We start from the raw sequence: 17,558 nt of genomic DNA, 5'->3' as shown, positions 1-17,558 counted from the left end.
AGGAGACGCAATGAAGCGCTACCCGTCCGCACTCGCCGCGATCGCGACCGCCGCCGCGGTCGCACTCGCCGGCTGCTCGTCGCCGGCCACAGCGCCGGCTGACCCGTCCGGCCCGGTGACCCTCACCGTCTCGGCGTGGAACCTGGAGAGCACGCCGGAGTTCCGGGCCTTGTTCGACGCGTTCGAGGCGGTCCACCCGAACGTCACGATCCAGCCCGTCGAGATCCTCGCCGAGGACTACCCGGAGAAGGTGGCGACGATGCTCGCGGGCGGTGACACGACCGACGTGCTCACCATGAAGAACGTGACGGACTACGCCCGCTACGCCAGCCGGGGCCAGCTGCTCGACCTCACCGATCTCGTCGGCGAGCTGCCGACCGACAAGATGGCCGGGCTGGAACCGTTCGACATCGGCGGCAAGTACGCCGCTGTGCCCTACCGGCAGGACTTCTGGCTGCTCTACTACAACAAGAAGCTGTTCGACGCGGCCGGGCTGCCGCACCCGGATCAGCTCACCTGGGCCCAGTACGGCGAGCTCGCGAAGAAGCTCACCAGCGGCACCACGGCCGACGGCCAGAAGGTGTACGGCACCTACCACCACACCTGGCGTTCGGTCGTGCAGGCGATCGCGGCTGCGCAGACCGGCGGCGACCAGCTCGGTGGCGACTACGGGTTCATGAAGAGCCAGTACGAGCTGGCGTTGGACCTGCAGCGCTCGGGCGCCGCGCTCGACTACGGGACGGCGAGGACCCAGCAGGTCAACTACCGCAGCATGTTCGAGACCGGGCAGACCGCGATGCTGCCGATGGGCACCTGGTACATCGCGTCGATCAAGGCCGCCATAGCGAGCGGCAAGAGCAGCGTCGACTGGGGCGTTGCACCCATGCCGCAGCTCGCCCCCGGTGCCGGGACGACCACTTTCGGCTCGCCGACGGCGTTCGCGGTCAACGAGAAGGCCAAGAACGCCGAGGTGGCGAAGGAGTTCGTCCGCTTCGCCGCCGGTGAGCAAGGCGCCAAGGCGATCGCCGCCATCGGGGTCGTGCCGGCCTTCCGCTCGGACGCGGTGACTGCGGCGTTCACCGCGCTGCCGTCGGACGAGCTGTCGAAGAAGGCGTTCACCGAAGACAAGAAGATCGTGCTGGAGATGCCGGTGAGCGAGACGACCAGCGACGTGGACACGATCCTCACCGAGGAGCACTCGCTGATCATGACCGGGGAGAAGCCGGTCGACGACGGGCTGCGGGAAGCCGGGGACCGTGTGAAGAACGAGGTCCGCTGACGGGACGGACGAGCCCGCCGCTGCGGCGGGCTCGCGAGGAGAGCGACATGGTGATCAGCACCGAGCCGGCCGTGCCGGCCATGCGGACGCGACGCCCGCCCGCACCCGCCACCCGCGCGCGGCGTCGCACACTGCGGTCGATCCTGACGGGGTGGAGCTTCATCCTGCCGAACTTCCTCGGGTTCGCCCTGCTCACGCTCGTACCGATGGTGTTCGGGCTCGCGCTGTCGTTCATGGACTGGAGTCCGTGGACCGACGAGCCGGAATGGGTCGGGCTGGAGAACTTCGAGCGGATGTTCCGGAACTCGACGTTCTGGATCGCGCTCGGCAACACCGTCTACTACGCGGTCGGTCACATCCCGCTCACGATGGCGGTGGCGCTCGGCCTCGCGCTCCTGCTGAACCGCTCGCTCGCCGGCCTCGGCTTCTTCCGCACGGCGTTCTTCCTCCCCTACGTGACGTCGCTGGTCGCGGTCGCGGTGGTGTGGAACATGCTGTTCAACCCCACATCGGGGCCGATCAACCAGTTCCTGCTGGCGCTGGGCGTCGACGACCCGCCGGGCTGGACGTCGAGCACCGCGTGGGCGATGCCCGCGGTGATCGTCGCGAGCGTCTGGCGCGACATGGGCTACTACATGGTGCTGTTCCTGGCCGGCCTGCAGACGATCCCGACCGAGCTGTACGAGGCGGCGAAGGTGGACGGGGCGAACGCCTGGCAGCGCTTCTGGAACATCACCCTGCCCGGGCTGCGCCCGACCACGTTCTTCGTGCTGATCATGTGCACCGTCGCGAGCTTCAAGATCTTCGACCTGATCGTCGTGATGACCGACGGCGGGCCGGGCCGGGCGACGATCGTGCTCTCGCAGCTGATCTACCTGCAAGGCATCCAGGAGGGGCGCTTCGGGTTCGCATCGGCGATCTCGCTGGTGCTGTTCGTGCTGGTCGCCGGGTTCACGGTGCTCCAGTTCCAGCTCCAGCGGCGCCGGGAGGCCCGATGACGACGACGCCTGCGACCCGCGGCCGGAAGATCGCCTACGCCCTCCTGCTCACGGTCGTGTGCCTGCTCGTGCTGGTGCCGTTCGTGTGGATGATCTCGTCGTCGCTCAAGCACGACAACCAGGTCTTCACGGTGCCGACGCAATGGGTGCCGCGGGAGTTCGTGTGGTCGAACTACGCCGACATCTGGACGCGCATCCCCATGCTGTCCTACCTGCGCAACTCGGCGTTCCTCGCGATCACCATCTCGTTGCTGCAGGTGCTGACGGGCAGCTTCGCGGCGTACGGCTTCGCGAAGCTGCGCTTCCCCGGCCGCGACTGGCTCTTCCTCGCCTACCTCGCCACCATCGCGGTGCCGTGGCAGGCCTACATGATCCCGCAGTACCTGATCATGGAGAAGCTCGGGCTGGTGAACACCCACCTGTCGATCATCCTGCTGCAGGCGTTCGGCGCGTTCGGCGTGTTCCTGATGCGCCAGTACTACCAGTCGATCCCCGACGAGCTCATCGAGGCGGCGCGGATCGACGGGCTGAACGAGTACCGCATCTGGGCGCGGATCATGCTGCCGCTGTCCCGCCCGGCCATCGCCAGCCTCGGGCTGCTCACGTTCGTCACGACGTGGAACGACTACATGGGCCCGTTCATCTACTTCACGAGCAACGAACTGTGGACGGTCCAGCTGGGGCTGCGGTCGTTCGTGGGCCAGTTCGACGCCGCGTACGCGATGATCATGACCGGCTCGGTGATATCGGTCCTCCCGGTCGTGCTCGTGTTCCTGCTCGGGCAGCGGCAGTTCATCCAGGGCATCGCGACGAGCGGGCTCAAGGGGTGAGCAGGCTGGATGAGCAGGCTGGGACCACGGGCGACGTGCGCGCACTGCTCCGTCGGCCGGAGACCTACGAGGCGGTCTTCGACATCGCCTACCTCGCTCTCGTCGCGGGGGCGTGCTTCGGCGCTTCGGCGCTGCCCCTCGTCGCGGCGCTCACGCTGCTCGCCGATCCCCTCACGACCTGGCCCACTCTGCTGCTTTGCGCGGTCCCGCTCGGTGCCGGCATCGCGGCGGCGTTCCACGCGTTCTCCGCAGCGCGGGAGCGGGGCACCGCGATGCCGCTCCGCGACGCCGTGCGAGGCGCGCGGCGCCACGCGGGGCGGGCCACCGCTGTGTGGGCCCTGCTCTGCGGGTTGCTGTTCGTCGTGGTCGTCGACGTGCTCGCGATCTGGGCGACGCCGTGGGCGGCACTGATCGGACCGCTGCTCGGCGTGCTGGTGCTGCTCGGCGTGCCGACCGCGCTCGTCGCGGTCGCCGGACTGTCCCAGGCACCGGAACTGCCACTGCCGGCTTTGCTGCGTACCTCCGCCTGGCTCGCGGTCCGGCGGGCGCCGTTGACGCTGCTCACGTACGCCGTGCTGGTCGCGTGGGGAACGGTGTGCCTTGCCCGACCGGTACTGGGAGTGCTCGGCCTCGGCGGCTTCGCGCTGTACCTGATCTGGAGCAATTGCGCCGCGGCCTGGTCGGGTGTGGATCCCGCGGCTCGGCTTGTGGCGTCCCGTAGGTCTCCCGCCCACCGGTGGTGATGCGCATCGTCCTGCCTGCCGGCGTCGACCCCAGTACTGCCGTTGTAGATCGTGATCATGTCTCGGGGCGGGTCCTGCAGTGGCTGGTTCGGGCGGCGGTTCGGTTGGTCTTGGTGGTCGCGCGTTCTCAAGGGCGCCCTCGCCGGGCGGGCAGATCTCCGGGATGGCACTCTCAGCCCACCTGTGGGTGGCGGGCAAGCCTTCGGCGCGGGCCGGTCTTGGGCGTCGACAACGACGTTTTGGCTGTTGTTAGCGCTCACAAACAGCCAGAACGTCGTTGTCGACGGTCTCCCTGGCGGGGCGGTAGGTGGCGGGCACGCCGTTGGTGCGACGGCACACACGTGGTGGTGTCGGCACACATGTTATGACCTGTGTGCCGAAGCCATCCGGTGTGTGCGGTGCGAGAACCGTCTCTAGACGGCACCACAGGAAAGAGGACCACCTTCTTCCCGCAGGCTGATCGTCAGGACTCGAGTGCAGGTCGGGGACGGCAGGAGACGCAACCAGGAAATACGCTCCTCACCCAACCCGACCACCCCGAAAGCAAGAGATGAAGTCGAAATTGGAGTGGCTATGGATCTTCACCACGTCTAAAATGGAGTTATGTCCGAGAACCTGCAGGCCGCCCTCGACGGGGTGGCACAACTGCAGGCAGACACCCTGGTCGGGACGTTCGAAGAACGATGTGTCGCGACCCGTGAATTGGAGCTTGGTGCGACATCCACCATATTGTTGAATGGCAGAACGGCGGACCCACTGAAATCAACAACTTGGTGATGTTGTGCAGGATGCATCACCGGGAGATCCATGCCACGGAATGGTTCGTCCGAATAGTAGATGGATTACCGGAGTTCATCCCACCCAGATGGGTCGACCCGGACCAGGAACCACGACGAACGCCCCATCACCTCGGCCGGGGGGCGGCGTGACCTTGCCGTCATAGCCGCTCCGTAGTCTCTCGGATCCGCAGGCGCCCCCGGCTGGCCAATCTGATCGCCATGACGAACGCGCTCACGTCCCCACGGAGTACGGCGGAGCTCGCCGCGGCCACGCCGGCCGGCCGGGACCGGTACGTCGACCTGATCCGGCTGTTCTCGATCGGCATGGTCGTGCTCGGCCACTGGGTGGTCGCCCTGCTCACGCTGCACGGCGCGGGCGATGTCAGCACGTCGATGCCGCTGATGCTGTCGACCTGGGTGTGGCAGGTGATGGCGCTGTTCTTCTTCGTCGGCGGGTTCGCGCACGCCCGCGCGCTACGCCACCGGCCGCCGCTCGGGACGTTCGTGAGGTCGCGGCTTTCCCGGCTGCTGCCTCCGGCGCTGGTCATGGTGGCGGTCTGGACGGGGCTCGCGGTGTTGATGTACACCGCCGGGTTCAACAGCGGCCAATTCGCCGTCGGCCTGCAGACGATCACGGTGCCGCTGTGGTTCCTCGGCGTGTACCTCGTGATCGTGCTGGCGGCGCCGACGATGATGCGGCTGCACGAGCGGTACGGCCTGTGGCCGGTGATGGGCGCGCTCGCCGCGGCGGTCGCGCTCGTCGACGTCGTCAAGCTCGGGGCCGGCCTTCCGGACATCGGATACGCGAACATGCTGTTCGTCTGGCTCGCGGCGCACCAGCTCGGCTACGGCTACGCCGACGGGACGCTGCAGCGCGGCGGCCGCCGGCTCGCGGGACTGTTCGCCGTCGGCGGGCTGGCCGGCGCTGCGCTGCTGGTGTTCGGTACGTCCGCCTACCCGGTGCTGATGGTCGGCATCCCCGGCAACGAGCTGTCGAACTCCGCGCCGCCCAACCTCGCACTGCTGGCGCAGAGCTTCTTCCTGGTCGGCACTGCGCTGCTCCTGCGCCGCGCGGGCACCGCGCTGATGCAGCGTCCCCGGGTCTGGTTCGCGGCGGCGACGGGCAGCACGGTGATCATGACCGTCTTCTGCTGGCACCTCACCGCCTGCTACATCGTGCAGGCCGGGCTGCTGGTCGTCGGGGCGCGGCTGCCGGCCGCGGACACCCCGGTCTGGTTCCTGGCGCTGGCCGGCTGGCTGGTCGCGTGCTCGCTGGCATGCCTCGGCCTCGTCATGCTCTTCCGCCGGTTCGAGCGGCAGGCGCCGGCGCCCGGCACGATCCGGACGGCGGCCGCGGTGGCCGGCACCCTCGCGGCGGCGGCCGGGCTGTACACGGTGAGCAAGATCGGGCTCGACGAGCTCGTGACCGATCAGGGCATCTCCCCGGCCTCCCTCCTGCCGCTCGTGCTGGTCGCCGCAGGCGCGCTGGCACTCCGCGGCGGGCGAAGCCACGCAGCTGCGCACCCTTCGACGATGAGCGCGAGCTCGGCCGGAGCGTCCCGGGCCACGAGGTGACCGGCCGCCGGCACCTCGACGACGGTGACGCGGTGATTGGCCGAGCGGAACCGGTCGACCTCGGCGTCGGCGAGCGCCGAGCGTCCCGCCCGAACGAGCATCATGGGCACCTCCAAAGCCGCAGCCACCGCGGCCAGCCCATAACCCGATCCGAGGATGTCGTCGACGAGCTCGGCGCGGCGGCGGCCCAGGCCCTGCTCGGCCAGCCAGGCGCGGGCCCGGTCCGGATCCGGGTCGGGCACGACGTCCACGAGCACCAGGCCGGCGACGCGCTGCGCGGTGGCGGGCTCCGCGAGGGCGGCGAGGGCTGCCAGCCCGCCGAGCGAGGTGCCGACCACCACGATCGGTGGCGGTTCGCGGACCACCATCTCGGCGACGTCTTCGGCGATCTGCGCGAGCGACGTCGCCCGGCCGGAGCTCTCGCCGTGCCCACGCAGGTCGTAGGCCACCGTGCGCATGCTCAAGCGCTCCGCGACCGGCGCCCAGACGCTGCGGCGCTCCCCTCCCGCATGGAGCAGCAGGACCGTCGGACCGCTGCCGGTCACCGTGGCCAGCAGCGTCGCATCGCCGGCCGTGATGGAGATCGTCGCCACTTCTCCCCCTACCTTGAGCTGTCAAGGTAAGCTAGGTCGATGACCTTGGCGTGTCAAGGTAAGGTGCCGCACATGAGCTCGCCCAGAGTGCGGCGACCGCCGGCGGAGGCACGCAGGCAGATCCTCGAAGCCGCCGCATCATTGCTGGCCGAAGGCGGTGTCGCCGCGGTGCAGGTGCGGGCCGTGGCGGCGCGGATCGGCATGACCGACGCCGGCGTCACACACCATTTCGGCAACCGCGAGGAGCTGCTCACGCAGCTGCTCCGGCATGGCGGCCGCACGCTCCGGGCCGCGCTCGAGGACGTCCTGAAGACCTGGCTGGACCGTGGCGCCGACCTCGGCGAGCTCGTCCGATCACTGGAAACGTTCTACCGCGGCGGTTACGGCGAGCTGGCCGTCGCGCTGCACACCGCAGGCTGGCGCGACCCGGGCAGCGGCATGCTCGACCCGGTCGTCGACGCCCTCCAGCGGCTCCGCCCGCCCGGCAGCTCCGTCGACGACACCCGCCACGCGGTCGCGGCCCTGCACCACGCGATGGCCACCGAGGCCCTCTACGGAGCAGCCTTCCGCCGCAGCGCCGGCCTCGACGGCGAGGCGGCCGACGACCCGAGCACGCACGTGCGCTGGTGGACGCGCCAGCTCCACCTCGCGCTCGACATCGAACCCGCTAGAAGCTGAACGCGACCGTCCGCAGGATCAGCGCCGCGAGCAGGACGATGGTGAACGCGAGGTCGATGGCAAGCCCGCCGGCCCGCACCGGCGGCAGGATGCGCCGCACCGGGGCGATCACCGGTTCCGTCAGGGAGTGGGTGACCTGGCGGACCTTCCCGACCCACTCCGGGTCCTTGCCCAGTGCGACGACCCAGTCGACCACCAGCCGGGCGATCATCACCAGCACGAAGGCTGTCAGGACGTAGCCGATCAGGGCTCCGATGAAACTCACCATGGTGTTGCTCCTCCGCGCCGACCTACCTGCACCAACGACGGACAAGGGGTCAGGAGTGCCGTCTTTGTCGGATTCTCACCCGACTATCAGCTCTACTCCGTCAGGTCACTGGTTCGCACGCCGACGGGCGCGGTAGGTGCGGGTCTTCTGCCGGTTGCCGCAGACGCCCATCGAGCACCAGTGCCGCGACCGGTTCTTCGAGGTGTCGTAGAAAGCCCACTGGCACTCGTCGGCGATGCAGACCTTCACGCGCACCCAGTCGCCTGCGGCCTGCGCGTCGGCCACCGCGACGAGCAGCCGGGCCAGCCCGCCCTTGACGCCGCCGGCCGCCGGGGCGAGCCGCGGGCTGGTGCCGTCGAAGTCGACCCGCAGCGGCAGCCGCGCGGCGACGTCGAGACCGGCCACCGGCGACGGATCCTCGTCGTCGTGGTGGCGCAGCATGGCGGTGCGCAGGCCCGACCGGAGCGACCGGGCGATGCGGAGCTCGCTGTCGTCGGCCTGCTCATCGGGCCCGATCAGGTCCTGGGCGCGGAGCCAGGCGGTGAGCGCGGCCGCGTCGAGCAGCGCTTCGGGCACGGTGGCGTCGACGTCCACGTCGAGGGTGTTGGCGAACGCGCATAGCAGGTCGGCGTGCGACGGCGTTCCTGTTGTCACGACACCACCATAACCCGATAGCCGGTTGACACTCCTCTGTAACCACCATAACGTGTTCACCGGTGTCTATCCTCAGGAGGAGCTGTGCCCCGGATCCTGGTCGTCGGTGGTGGGGTCGAGCACGTGCGCAAGGCCCGGGAGCTGGGTCTGGACGTCGTCCTCGTCGAGTTCCCCGACGCGTATGACCCCGCCTACGCGCCGCTCGTCGACCAGGCGCTGCTGGTCGACTACGGCGACGTCGATCGCCTCCTGCCGTTGGTCCGCGCGCTGCACGAGACGCACCCGATCCAGGCCGCCGTCTCGCTGTTCGAGCTCGGGCTGCTGCCCGCAGCCCGGATCAACGAGGCGCTCGGGCTCGGCGGCGAGTCCTTGGAGACGGCAGAGACGGTCGAGCTGCTGCTGGACAAGTGGCGGATGCGCCGGCACCTGGCCACCCACGGGGTCAGCCCGATGGCCTCCGCGGTCGGCCGGTCCGTGCACGACATCCACGAGTTCGGCAAGACCTACGGCTTCCCGATCATCGTCAAGCCGGTCCGCGAATCGGGCAGCCTGGGCGTGTTCCGCATCAACGACCGGGCCGACGTAGACGCCGTCGCCGACCGTTTCCGGGCACTCGGCAACCGCAGCTGGGCTCCGGGCGACCTGTCCAGCGCCGAGTCGTTCGACGAGTTCCTCATCGAGGAGTTCCTGGACGGTCCCGAGATCAGCGTCGAGACACTGAGCTTCGACGGGCGGCACGTGGTCGTTGCGACGACGGACAAGGCGATCGGCCCCGGATTCGTCGAGATCGGGCATTCGCAGCCCAGCAGCTTCCCGGCCGGGACGCTGCGGGAAGCCATTCAGCTGGTTGCGGACTTCCTCGACGCCGTCGGGCTGCGCAACGGCCCGGCGCACACCGAGGTCAAGCTGACCGGGCGCGGCCCGCGGATCGTCGAGTCGCACAACCGCATCGGTGGCGACCGGATCAACGAGCTGGCCCGGATCGTGTACGGCGTCGACATGGAGCGCTACGCGCTGGGCGCCCCGTTCGGCCTGGTGGAGCCGCTCGTCACGGCTCCGGTTCCGCGCGCGGGCGCGGCCATCCGGTTCCTGACACCGCAGCCGGGGCGGGTCGTCGATGTCGCGGGCGTCGACGCCGTGCGCGCCGATCCCGCGCTCGCCGAGCTACGCCTCGCGGTCGAGCCCGGCGCCGAGATCCCGCCGCTGACCTGGAACGAGGACAAGATCGGCCATGTGATCGCCCGCGGCGCCACCGCTGCGGACGCGGTCGCCCATGCCGAACAGCTGGCAGCGGAGATCCGGATCCGCACGGAACCCGCCGCGTGAGCACGCCGCCGCAACGGTCGGACGTCGACGCGCTGCGGTTCCGCGACGCGCTGCGTGGGCTGCCGGCCCGCGTGTGGATCATCAGCGCCGGCATCCTGGTCAACCGAGTCGGCAACTTCCTGCCGGTGTTCATCGTGCTGTACCTGACGGAGCGCGGGTACTCGGCCGGCGCCGCGGGGCTGGTCCTGGGCGTCTCGGGGCTGGGCAACGTGCTCGGCAACACCGTCGGCGGCTTCCTCGCCGACCGGATCGGTCGGCGATGGACCATCGTGCTCTCGGCCGTACCCACCGCCGGGTTGACGGCGCTCGTGCCGGCGCTCGGGTCGTACCCGGGCATCGTCGCGGTGGTCGGCCTGATCGGCGTCACGTCGCAGATCTACCGGCCGGCGGCGGCCGCGGTGCTGCTCGACTCCGTGACGACCCACCGGCAGCGGCTCGCGGCCTTCGGGGTGTTCCGCTTCGCGATGAACCTGGGCGCCGCGCTGGGCGGTGTCATCGGCGGAGTGCTGGCCAGCTCGTCCTACGTGGAGCTGTTCCTGAGCAACGCCGCCCTGTGCCTGCTGTTCGGCGTGGTCGTGGCCGTGCTGCTGCGCGACGCACCACGGTATCCCGACGCGCCGGCATCCACGACGGACGTCGACGCGCCGAGCTATCGACGCGCCTTCGCCGATCGAACGCTGATGCGGTTCCTGCTGATGACGGTGGTCGGCGAGTTCGTCTACATCCAGTCGACGGTCGGGCTGCCGCTGCACGTCAACGACGCGGGGCTGAGCGCGCGGGACTTCGGGCTGCTGCTCGGCCTGAACGGGCTGCTGGTGCTGCTGCTGGAGCTGCCGATCACCGGCGCGGTCGCCCGCTACCGGCCGGAGCACGTGCTGGCCGTCGGCAACCTGCTCATCGGCGCCGGGCTCGCGCTCACCGGCTTCATGGCCCACATGGTGCCGCTCGCGGCAACCGTTCTGCTGTGGACGCTCGGCGAGATGCTCTCCAGCTCCGTCGCCCACGCCCACCTGGGCAGCCTCACTCCCCCGCGGATGACCGGGCGCTACCAGGGGATGTACGGCGCCGCGTACACGATCGGCACGGGCGCGGGCCCGATCATCGGTGGCGCAGCCTACGCGCTCGGCCCCTGGGTGCTGTGGGTGCTGGTCGGCGCGGCCGGGTTGCTGGCGGCGTGGCTCAGCCTGCCGCGCCTCCCCCGTCACGTATCGAGGTAAGTCTGGTTGCTCCTGCCGTCGCGGAAGCGGTGCAACTGCTCCTCCACCCCGGCGACGGCGATCTGCCGGGCGGCGGCGAGGTCGGGCGCGGCGTCGATCTCGGCGAGCGTCGACATCGCCTGCCGGACGGCGTCGGGACCCGCCTGCGCCCACCGGTCGAGCAGGACGCGGGCGAGCCGTTCCGCAGCGCCCTGATCAGGTGCGACGGCGTTGACCAGCCCGCGGCGTTCGGCCTGCTCGACGCCCATGGCCTCGGTGCTCAGCACCAGCTCCCGCACGATCCGTGACGGGTATCGGGTGCACAGCAATGCGATCGCGAACGACGGCACAACCCCGCCGCTCAGCTCCGGCAGCCCGAACGACGCGGCGGGCGTGGCGATCGTCAGGTCGCTGGTCAGCGCGAGCGCCGCACCGAACGCCCGCGCGGCGCCCGCCACCACGCACACGACCGGCACGCGGCGCGCGGTCCACCTGTCGAAACAGGCGGTGAGCTGCGGGGCGTACTGCGGCGAGGGCCGTCCAGGGTGTTCCGGGTCGACGTAGGTCCCGCCCGAGCAGAAGACGTCCGGCACCGACGACGTCAGGAGTACGCCGCCGACCGCCGGGTCCTGGTCGATCAGCCGCAACGCCCCGGCGAGGCCGGCGAACGCGCGGCTGTCGAGGGTGTTGCGTTGCGCCGCGCGGGCGAGCGTGATCTCGGCACGGCCACCGGTGATGGCCAGCCGGATCCCCGCGCCGGGCACCGGCTCGACGGCCCGGGTGGTCATGAGGCGCGAGCCGGCACCGTGCGCAGCCCACGCTCGACGATCACGGCGAGGCGATCGACGTCCTCGGCCGTGTTGTAGATCCCGAACGAGACCCGCAAGCCGTCGCGCACCGGGGAGAGCCGGACGCCGGAAGCGGCGAGGTACGGCGGCCAGCCGGCGTCGGGGAGGTCCAGGACGTGGATGTGGCTGCGGCGGTCCCGCTCGCGCGGACCGAGCAGGCCGATCCCGAGCCGGTCGAGGTGCCCGATCAGCCGGTCCCCCAGGTCGAGCAGGTGCTCGGCGATCGCGGGCAGCCCGATCGATCCGAGCAGGTCGAGCGCCCCACCGAGCGCGTGGATGGCCGGCAGGTTGTAGTTGCCGATCTCGAAGCGGTGCGCGTCGGGCCGCAGCACAACTGCGTCCGGGCCGGCGACCAGGTCGTCGCTGGTGTTCGCGACCCCGGCCGTGCCGACGTAGGTCGGGGCCAGCACGTCGGTATCCGTGGCCGTGTAGAGGAACCCGAGGCCCTGCGGGACCAGCAGGCCCTTGTGGCTGCCGGCGGCCAGCGCCGCGACACCGAGCGCGCCGGCGTCGACCGGCAGCACCCCGACCGACTGCATCGCGTCGAGCACCACCTCGGCGCCGACCGAACGGGCCAGCGCAACCACGCTTTCGACGTCGTTGCGCTGCCCGCTGTGGAACATGACGTGCGAGAGCGCGATCGCGCGGGTCCGCCCGTCGACGGCGGCGGCGAAGGTCTCGGCGTCGGCCCACGTCTTGTCGTCGGGGACCTGCCGGACCTCCAGCCCGGCGGCGCGCTGCGACAGCCATGCGTAGGCGTTGTTCGGGTGCTCCGACGCCAGCAGCACGACGTTGTCGCCCGGCGCCCACCGCAGCCCGTGCGCGGCGATGTTGAGGCCTTCCGAGGTGTTCTTGGTGAAGGCGATCTCGCCGGCGCCGACGCCGAGCAGCCCGGCCAGCTGGGCGCGCACCTGCTCGACCCGGTCCAGCCACCCGGCCTTGGGGCCGGCGGTGAACTGGGCCTCGTCGAGGAAGGCGTCGAGGCTGGCCCGCACCGGCACCGCGAGCGGCGTCTGGTGCGCGGCGTCGAGGTAGAGCATCCGGTCGGTGACGGGGAAGTGCGCGCGGATCTCGGCGTTGAGCCCAGTCTTGTTCAGCCCAGTCTTGTTGAGCACGGTCACGTGTCACCTTCGGTCCGAGCGCGTGCGGTGAGCACCGGGTACTCCTCGTAGTGGCTGGTCGTGGCCTCGATCGCCTTCAGCACGTCCTTGTCGACGATCGCGTCGACGAGGTCGCGGTGCAGCTCGAACGAGTACGCGGCGATGCCGGGGTCGTAGTGCGCGTGCACCAGCCACTGGTCGTCGCGATGACGTTCGGTCAGCTCGGTGACGGCCCGGATCAGGTAGGCGTTGTGTGCCGCCTTCGCCACCAGGATGTGCATGTCGAGGGTGCTCAGCAGGTACGACTTGTGGTCGCCCCGCTCGAGTTGCTCCTCCATCTCGGCGACGACGGCTTGCAGCTTGAGCAGGTCGGAGCGGGTCGCGCGGCGGATCGCCAGCACCGCGCTCGACAGCTCGACCGCCTCCCGCGCCTCGAGCGCCGCGCTGATCGACATGCCGGCCACCAGCCCGGCGTCGTCGTCGAGACCGCCGGACGCGCGCGCGACGAAGCTGCCGTCGCCGCCCCGCGTCTCGACGTGGCCGGACAGCTGCAGCACCTGCAGCGCCTCCCGCACCCCCGCCCGGCTGACCGAGAACACGGCCGCCAGATCGCGCTCCGACGGCAGGCGCGTGCCGACCGGCCACTCCCCCGACCGGATGCGGGCGAGCAGGCCGTCGACCACCAGCTGCGGCTTCCTGGTCCTGCTAGCAGCCGGGTCCACTGCACCTCCTGACCTGACCGCGGCTTGGTCTGACCGCGGTCAGACCAGTGTGCAAGGCTGCGCGGCGTGCGGTCAAGCAGCGCGGGCTGCGCGCTCGACCGTGAGGAGCCGGAAGAGCCGGTTGTCCAGGCAGGCACGCAGGTAGGGCACGCCCGCGGTGTAGCCGGAGCCGTGCGCGTCGCCCAGCATCCGGGCCGCGATGCCGTGGTGGGCGCCCTTCCAGCGCTGGTGGGCGGCCTCGATCGCGGCGATGCGCTCGTCGAGTGCCCCGATCTCGACTGCGCTGGCCTCGGGAGCGCTGCGGGTGCCGTCGAGGTAGGCGCTGGTCAGGTCGTCGCTGGGTGGGTCGGCGAGCACGCGCGGCACGGACGTGAACGCGTCGGAGCGCAGCCGTGCGGGCGTCGGCGGGCCGCAGGCCAGCTCGAAGCGCTTGTACTGCTCCGACTGGATCGCGCTCGCGCCCTGGGTGTGCTCGCGGAAGGCGTGGAACGTGGCGGCCTGCATCGTCGCGACGATCCGGAACAGCACGCCCGCACGATCCATCGTCGCGACCGCGTGGTCGAGCCGGACGAGCGCCGCCGCGATCTCGCCGGCGCGCAGGGCGGCGGTGGCGGCCTCCACGTCGTCGGCGAGCGCGGTGAAGAGCTGCTCGTGCGCTTGCAGCGCGCGGATGAAGAAGTACTCGTCGTGCAGCGGGGAGACCGGCGCCACGGTGGTCGCGAACCATGGCGACGCCGGCGGGTCGGGCAGCTCGGCGAGCACCGCCTCCCCCTCGACGTCGATCGCGCTGCCCGTCACGAACCGCAGGCAGTGCCGCAGCCGGGTGCGGACGGTCCGCTCGTCGGGACGTTCGGCGCCGGCGGGCCCACGCACCTCGTGCCGGACGATGTCGGCGACCAGCAGCGTCGCGAACCGGTCGGGGCTGATCCCGAGCCCGTCCCGGATGCGCTCCAGCTGGGCCAGCGCGAGGTAGGTGCGGTTGTGGAAGCGGCCCTCCGGCTTGTCCAGCGCGCAGTCCAGGAACGCCGCCAGCGCGCTGCCGGCGGGGGCGGCGGGGCGCAGCTCGCCGAGCCGGGCGAGGAGCGCGGACGGCGCGAACTGCTTGCCGTGCCTGCGGAACTCCTGTGCGGCCGCGAACGGACATCCGGTCATCGCGCCTCCCTCCACTGCCGAGGCTCCGATGGTGCGGCCGGGAGGGGGTCGCGCGGGATCGCCTGCGGGTCAGTCCTCGGTGCGTCCGGGTAAGGCTTTGCTGACCATGTGGGTTGGGCGCCGTAGCGTGTCCCGCATGACCGCCGCTGCGGTGCCGCAACGCGTCCGGTGGGCCGTCGACCTGCTCGATCCCGGCCCCGACGAGCGGATCCTGGAAGCGGGCTCCGGCCCGGGTGCCGCCGCGATGCTGGTCTGCGAGCGCCTCACCGGGCGCGGCAGCATGCTTGCCATCGACCGGTCGGCGACGGCCACGCAACGCATCTCGCAGCGCTGCGCGTCGCATGTGGAAGCGGGCCGGTTGCAGGTGCGGACCGGCGAGCTCAACACGCTGGACGTCCCCGACGGCAGCCTCGATGCTGCATTCACGATCAATGTCAACCTGTTCTGGACCCGCTCCCCCGCGCCGGAGCTGCGGCTGCTCCACGCCGCATTGCGCGACGGTGGGCGGCTGCACGTCTGCTACGGCTCGGACGGCCCGCAGGCCCCGCGCCGGATCACCGACGCGATCACGGCGGCGATGGCGGAGCACGAGTTCACTGACGTGGCGGTGCGCTCTGGGGAGGGCGGGTTGGCGATCACCGGCCGGAGGTGAAACAGACGTGTTAGCGCCCTGAAACAGCGACCCTCGACCGTGGTCGGGAGGATCAGGGGGTTGCCATGGTGTTCGTCGTGTTGGGGTGGGTGCTCGCCCCGCTCGGTCTGCTCGTGTTCGCGGCCGGTGGCTACATCATCGCCACGAGGCGGGTCCCCGGGCCGCCGTGGATGTTCGGTCAAGTCGAAGGCGACGATGCACGGATCGTGCTCCTGACCGGGTTGCAGAGCGTGGCTTACGGCGCCGCAGCGATGCTGGTGTCGGTGCGTCTTCTAGAGGACATCACCGGGATCGTCGCGGATCTCCACCCGTTCGTCGTCTTCGCCGCGCTCGTGTCCGGGCTCCTGGCAACGTGGCGGATCAACGCGGCCCGCCGGTCCCGGCTGAACGATCGGTGAGCGGCTGACCCCAGCCCATCCGGGAGCGGCGACCTCACATAGCCGGTGGTGCCGTCACACAGGGCATGACCTGTGTGACGGCACCGTCCGCTGTGTGAGGTGTGAGGTTGCAGGCCCTGCGAAGTCGATCTGTACTCTCACGCCCCGTGACACCAGCCCGGCCGGTCCCAACCGCTCCCCGTCGGGCATCCCGCCAGCGGCTGTGGATCACCGTCGCCGTGCTGGCCCTGCTGTCGATCAGCATGTGCGAGGTGCTGAGCGGTCCGTCGACGGCGGGTTCTTCGGTGGTCGCCGCCGCAGACTGCGGCGGTTCCGTCCACGACGCCATGTGCGAGGGCGGCCTCGCGGCCGCAGCCCCGGTGGCTCGCCCGCGGGTCGGGCCGGACGACACCACCCGTTCCGCGGGAACGCTCGCCGCGATCGTGCTGATCGCTCTCGTCGCACTCTTGGCAGCGACCGGGCGGCGCCGATGGCCGGGCGGGTCACCGCCGGGCGCTCCTGAACGCTCGCCGTGGGGCCGGCACCTGCTCATGGACATCGGCATCGCTCGGATCTGACGGCCGGGCGGCACGCCGGCCGCCGATCAGTGAACGGTCCACCATCCCCACTATTCGACTCCGCACGCGCGGAGCCAGTGGAGTGCTATGAACTTCATCGACGACACCCTTGCCGCCGAATGGGACGAGCTGGCGGACCGGACGGGAGGCGCGACCCCGTTCCACCGCCCCGGATGGTTCCGCGCCTGGTGGGAGGCGTTCGGCAGCGGCGATCCGGAAATCATCGAGGCCCGCCGCGACGGCCGGCTCGTCGGAGTTCTCCCGATGCTGCGGAACCGAGGGCAGCTGCGAGGAATGGACAACTGGCACACGTTCGTCTTCGGTCCCGTGGCCGCGGACGACGAAGCCGTGCAAGAGCTCTGCGAGCTGGTGCTGGCCGCAACCGGGTCGTCGACGGTCATCGGTCACCTGATGCCCCGCGACTGCACCGCGATGACGGCAGCGGCCGCGTCGCGGCGGTGCGCCACCGACGTCCAGACCCTGCAACGCTCGCCTTACGTCCCGATCGACCAGGACTTCGACAGCTACCTGCGAGGCCGCGACCAGCGGTGGCTCAAGCAGCTCGAACGCCGTCGACGCAAGCTGGCAGGGAAGGGACAGCTGGAGCTCGACGTCTCGGACGGGTGCGACGATCTGCCGCACCTGCTCGACGAGACGTTCCGCATCGAGGCGCTCGGCTGGAAGGGGGAAAGCGGCACCGCCATCACGTCCCGGCCCGACACGGAGCGGTTCTACCGGGCGCTCTCCGGATGGGCCGCGGAGGCCGGGTTCCTGCGCATCGCAACGCTCAAGCTCGACGGCAAGGCGATCGCCGCCGACATCTGCCTCGAGGACCAGACGTCGCACTTCTTCCTCAAGACCGGGTTCGACCCGGAGCTGCGCGCGCTCGCCCCCGGACTCGTCCTCCGCCACGACATGATCAAGCGCTCGTTCGATCTCGGGCAGACGACGTACGAACTGCTGGGCTCGGCCGAGCGGTACAAGCTGCAGTGGACCGACCAGTTGCACGACATCAAGCAGCTGACCGTCTACCAGCGCTCGATCCGGGGCGCGTCGACGCTGGCCGCGCGGCGGGGGCGCGCCGTCGTGGGCCGGCTGCGTGCCACAGCTGCCAGCACCATGAAACGGGCAACGCCGGCCAGCGCCCGGTAACCCCGAACTTCCCCACCGTTTTGCCAACTCACACACCCTGGAAGGCGTGCAGGTTGGC

The 17,558-nt window shown here is 70.6% G+C and carries 20 protein-coding genes and 1 pseudogene; 14 read left to right on the top strand and 7 right to left on the bottom strand.

What is annotated here, in order from left to right:
* Positions 1-10: 10 nt before the first annotated feature.
* The 7 genes and pseudogenes from LL648_RS31985 to LL648_RS31955 form a co-directional block, all read left to right on the top strand.
* Positions 11-1,279, top strand: coding sequence for an ABC transporter substrate-binding protein (locus LL648_RS31985; protein ID WP_232666520.1), 1,269 nt, complete (start codon positions 11-13; stop codon positions 1,277-1,279).
* A gap of 47 nt (positions 1,280-1,326) precedes the next feature.
* Entirely contained in the window at positions 1,327-2,277 is a 951-nt protein-coding gene (locus LL648_RS31980) for a carbohydrate ABC transporter permease (protein WP_232666519.1), read from the top strand.
* Positions 2,274-3,107 (top strand): carbohydrate ABC transporter permease, encoded by an 834-nt coding sequence (locus tag LL648_RS31975; protein WP_232666518.1) that lies wholly within the window; start codon positions 2,274-2,276, stop codon positions 3,105-3,107. Before LL648_RS31980 ends, LL648_RS31975 begins: the two co-directional genes overlap by 4 nt.
* Entirely contained in the window at positions 3,104-3,850 is a 747-nt protein-coding gene (locus LL648_RS31970; protein WP_232666517.1) for a hypothetical protein, read from the top strand. The genes LL648_RS31975 and LL648_RS31970 overlap by 4 nt, the downstream gene beginning before the upstream one ends.
* 603 nt (positions 3,851-4,453) lie before the next feature.
* Positions 4,454-4,627, top strand: a complete 174-nt coding sequence (locus LL648_RS31965) for a hypothetical protein (RefSeq protein WP_232666516.1) — start codon at positions 4,454-4,456, stop codon at positions 4,625-4,627.
* Positions 4,552-4,779: an HNH endonuclease signature motif containing protein gene (locus tag LL648_RS31960; protein WP_308190421.1), complete on the top strand. Its 228-nt coding sequence runs from the start codon at positions 4,552-4,554 to the stop codon at positions 4,777-4,779. The genes LL648_RS31965 and LL648_RS31960 overlap by 76 nt, the downstream gene beginning before the upstream one ends.
* 69 nt (positions 4,780-4,848) lie before the next feature.
* Positions 4,849-5,898 (top strand): annotated as a pseudogene (locus tag LL648_RS31955) (acyltransferase family protein); the annotation flags it as partial.
* A 161-nt stretch (positions 5,899-6,059) separates the two neighbouring features.
* Here LL648_RS31955 and LL648_RS31950 read toward each other — a convergent pair.
* Complete coding sequence (locus tag LL648_RS31950; RefSeq protein ID WP_232666515.1) at positions 6,060-6,797, bottom strand: alpha/beta fold hydrolase; 738 nt, start codon at positions 6,795-6,797, stop codon at positions 6,060-6,062.
* Positions 6,798-6,869: 72 nt separating this feature from the next.
* Between LL648_RS31950 and LL648_RS31945 the strand changes: the two genes are divergently transcribed.
* Positions 6,870-7,475, top strand: coding sequence for a TetR/AcrR family transcriptional regulator (locus LL648_RS31945; RefSeq protein WP_232666514.1), 606 nt, complete (start codon positions 6,870-6,872; stop codon positions 7,473-7,475).
* Here LL648_RS31945 and LL648_RS31940 read toward each other — a convergent pair.
* A complete protein-coding gene (locus LL648_RS31940; RefSeq protein WP_255686962.1) occupies positions 7,465-7,743 on the bottom strand; it encodes a YggT family protein in 279 nt (92 codons plus the stop codon). The genes LL648_RS31945 and LL648_RS31940 overlap by 11 nt on opposite strands.
* A gap of 105 nt (positions 7,744-7,848) precedes the next feature.
* Entirely contained in the window at positions 7,849-8,397 is a 549-nt protein-coding gene (locus tag LL648_RS31935) for a CGNR zinc finger domain-containing protein (protein ID WP_232666513.1), read from the bottom strand.
* A gap of 84 nt (positions 8,398-8,481) precedes the next feature.
* On the opposite strand from LL648_RS31935, the gene LL648_RS31930 reads away from it, so the two are divergent.
* Both LL648_RS31930 and LL648_RS31925 read left to right on the top strand, forming a co-directional pair.
* Positions 8,482-9,723, top strand: a complete 1,242-nt coding sequence (locus LL648_RS31930; RefSeq protein WP_232666512.1) for an ATP-grasp domain-containing protein — start codon at positions 8,482-8,484, stop codon at positions 9,721-9,723.
* Positions 9,720-10,940 (top strand): MFS transporter, encoded by a 1,221-nt coding sequence (locus tag LL648_RS31925; RefSeq protein WP_232666511.1) that lies wholly within the window; start codon positions 9,720-9,722, stop codon positions 10,938-10,940. The genes LL648_RS31930 and LL648_RS31925 overlap by 4 nt, the downstream gene beginning before the upstream one ends.
* On the opposite strand, the gene LL648_RS31920 is transcribed toward LL648_RS31925, so the two are convergent.
* From LL648_RS31920 to LL648_RS31905, 4 genes are all read right to left on the bottom strand, one after another.
* Positions 10,925-11,707, bottom strand: coding sequence for an enoyl-CoA hydratase/isomerase family protein (locus LL648_RS31920; RefSeq protein ID WP_232666510.1), 783 nt, complete (start codon positions 11,705-11,707; stop codon positions 10,925-10,927). The genes LL648_RS31925 and LL648_RS31920 overlap by 16 nt on opposite strands.
* The gene (locus LL648_RS31915) at positions 11,704-12,888 is read right to left on the bottom strand and encodes an aminotransferase class V-fold PLP-dependent enzyme (RefSeq protein WP_232666509.1); all 1,185 of its coding nucleotides are present in this window, start codon (positions 12,886-12,888) and stop codon (positions 11,704-11,706) included. Before LL648_RS31915 ends, LL648_RS31920 begins: the two co-directional genes overlap by 4 nt.
* Positions 12,885-13,589, bottom strand: coding sequence for a FadR/GntR family transcriptional regulator (locus tag LL648_RS31910; protein ID WP_232666508.1), 705 nt, complete (start codon positions 13,587-13,589; stop codon positions 12,885-12,887). Before LL648_RS31910 ends, LL648_RS31915 begins: the two co-directional genes overlap by 4 nt.
* Positions 13,590-13,661: 72 nt before the next feature.
* Entirely contained in the window at positions 13,662-14,741 is a 1,080-nt protein-coding gene (locus tag LL648_RS31905; protein WP_232666507.1) for a tryptophan 2,3-dioxygenase family protein, read from the bottom strand.
* A gap of 136 nt (positions 14,742-14,877) precedes the next feature.
* Here LL648_RS31905 and LL648_RS31900 point away from each other — a divergent pair, with 136 nt between their 5' ends.
* The 4 genes from LL648_RS31900 to LL648_RS31885 all read left to right on the top strand — a co-directional run bounded on the left by LL648_RS31900 (position 14,878) and on the right by LL648_RS31885 (position 17,500).
* Positions 14,878-15,393: a class I SAM-dependent methyltransferase gene (locus tag LL648_RS31900; RefSeq protein ID WP_232666506.1), complete on the top strand. Its 516-nt coding sequence runs from the start codon at positions 14,878-14,880 to the stop codon at positions 15,391-15,393.
* A 65-nt stretch (positions 15,394-15,458) separates the two neighbouring features.
* Complete coding sequence (locus tag LL648_RS31895) at positions 15,459-15,791, top strand: hypothetical protein (protein WP_232666505.1); 333 nt, start codon at positions 15,459-15,461, stop codon at positions 15,789-15,791.
* A 146-nt stretch (positions 15,792-15,937) separates the two neighbouring features.
* Positions 15,938-16,348 carry a hypothetical protein gene (locus LL648_RS31890; RefSeq protein ID WP_232666504.1) on the top strand — a complete coding sequence of 137 codons (411 nt, stop codon included), beginning with the start codon at positions 15,938-15,940 and terminating at the stop codon, positions 16,346-16,348.
* A gap of 87 nt (positions 16,349-16,435) precedes the next feature.
* Entirely contained in the window at positions 16,436-17,500 is a 1,065-nt protein-coding gene (locus LL648_RS31885; RefSeq protein ID WP_232666503.1) for a GNAT family N-acetyltransferase, read from the top strand.
* Positions 17,501-17,558 lie beyond the last annotated feature (58 nt).

Source organism: Pseudonocardia sp. TRM90224 (genome assembly GCF_021245725.1).
In the GTDB taxonomy this organism is placed as follows: domain Bacteria; phylum Actinomycetota; class Actinomycetes; order Mycobacteriales; family Pseudonocardiaceae; genus Pseudonocardia.
Note: the sequence above shows the minus strand (reverse complement) of the source record. Positions and strands in the feature narration are given on the sequence as shown.

What these genes read in the sequence shown, in the direction of transcription:
- LL648_RS31985 (WP_232666520.1), top strand. Translation starts at nt 11, where the DNA reads ATGAAGCGCTACCCGTCCGCACTCGCCGCGATCGCGACCGCCGCCGCG.
- LL648_RS31980 (WP_232666519.1), top strand. Translation starts at nt 1,327, where the DNA reads ATGGTGATCAGCACCGAGCCGGCCGTGCCGGCCATGCGGACGCGACGC.
- LL648_RS31975 (WP_232666518.1), top strand. Translation starts at nt 2,274, where the DNA reads ATGACGACGACGCCTGCGACCCGCGGCCGGAAGATCGCCTACGCCCTC.
- LL648_RS31965 (WP_232666516.1), top strand. Translation starts at nt 4,454, where the DNA reads ATGTCCGAGAACCTGCAGGCCGCCCTCGACGGGGTGGCACAACTGCAG.
- LL648_RS31945 (WP_232666514.1), top strand. Translation starts at nt 6,870, where the DNA reads ATGAGCTCGCCCAGAGTGCGGCGACCGCCGGCGGAGGCACGCAGGCAG.
- LL648_RS31940 (WP_255686962.1), bottom strand. Translation starts at nt 7,743, where the DNA reads ATGGTGAGTTTCATCGGAGCCCTGATCGGCTACGTCCTGACAGCCTTC.
- LL648_RS31920 (WP_232666510.1), bottom strand. Translation starts at nt 11,707, where the DNA reads ATGACCACCCGGGCCGTCGAGCCGGTGCCCGGCGCGGGGATCCGGCTG.
- LL648_RS31905 (WP_232666507.1), bottom strand. Translation starts at nt 14,741, where the DNA reads ATGACCGGATGTCCGTTCGCGGCCGCACAGGAGTTCCGCAGGCACGGC.
- LL648_RS31900 (WP_232666506.1), top strand. Translation starts at nt 14,878, where the DNA reads ATGACCGCCGCTGCGGTGCCGCAACGCGTCCGGTGGGCCGTCGACCTG.
- LL648_RS31895 (WP_232666505.1), top strand. Translation starts at nt 15,459, where the DNA reads ATGGTGTTCGTCGTGTTGGGGTGGGTGCTCGCCCCGCTCGGTCTGCTC.
- LL648_RS31885 (WP_232666503.1), top strand. Translation starts at nt 16,436, where the DNA reads ATGAACTTCATCGACGACACCCTTGCCGCCGAATGGGACGAGCTGGCG.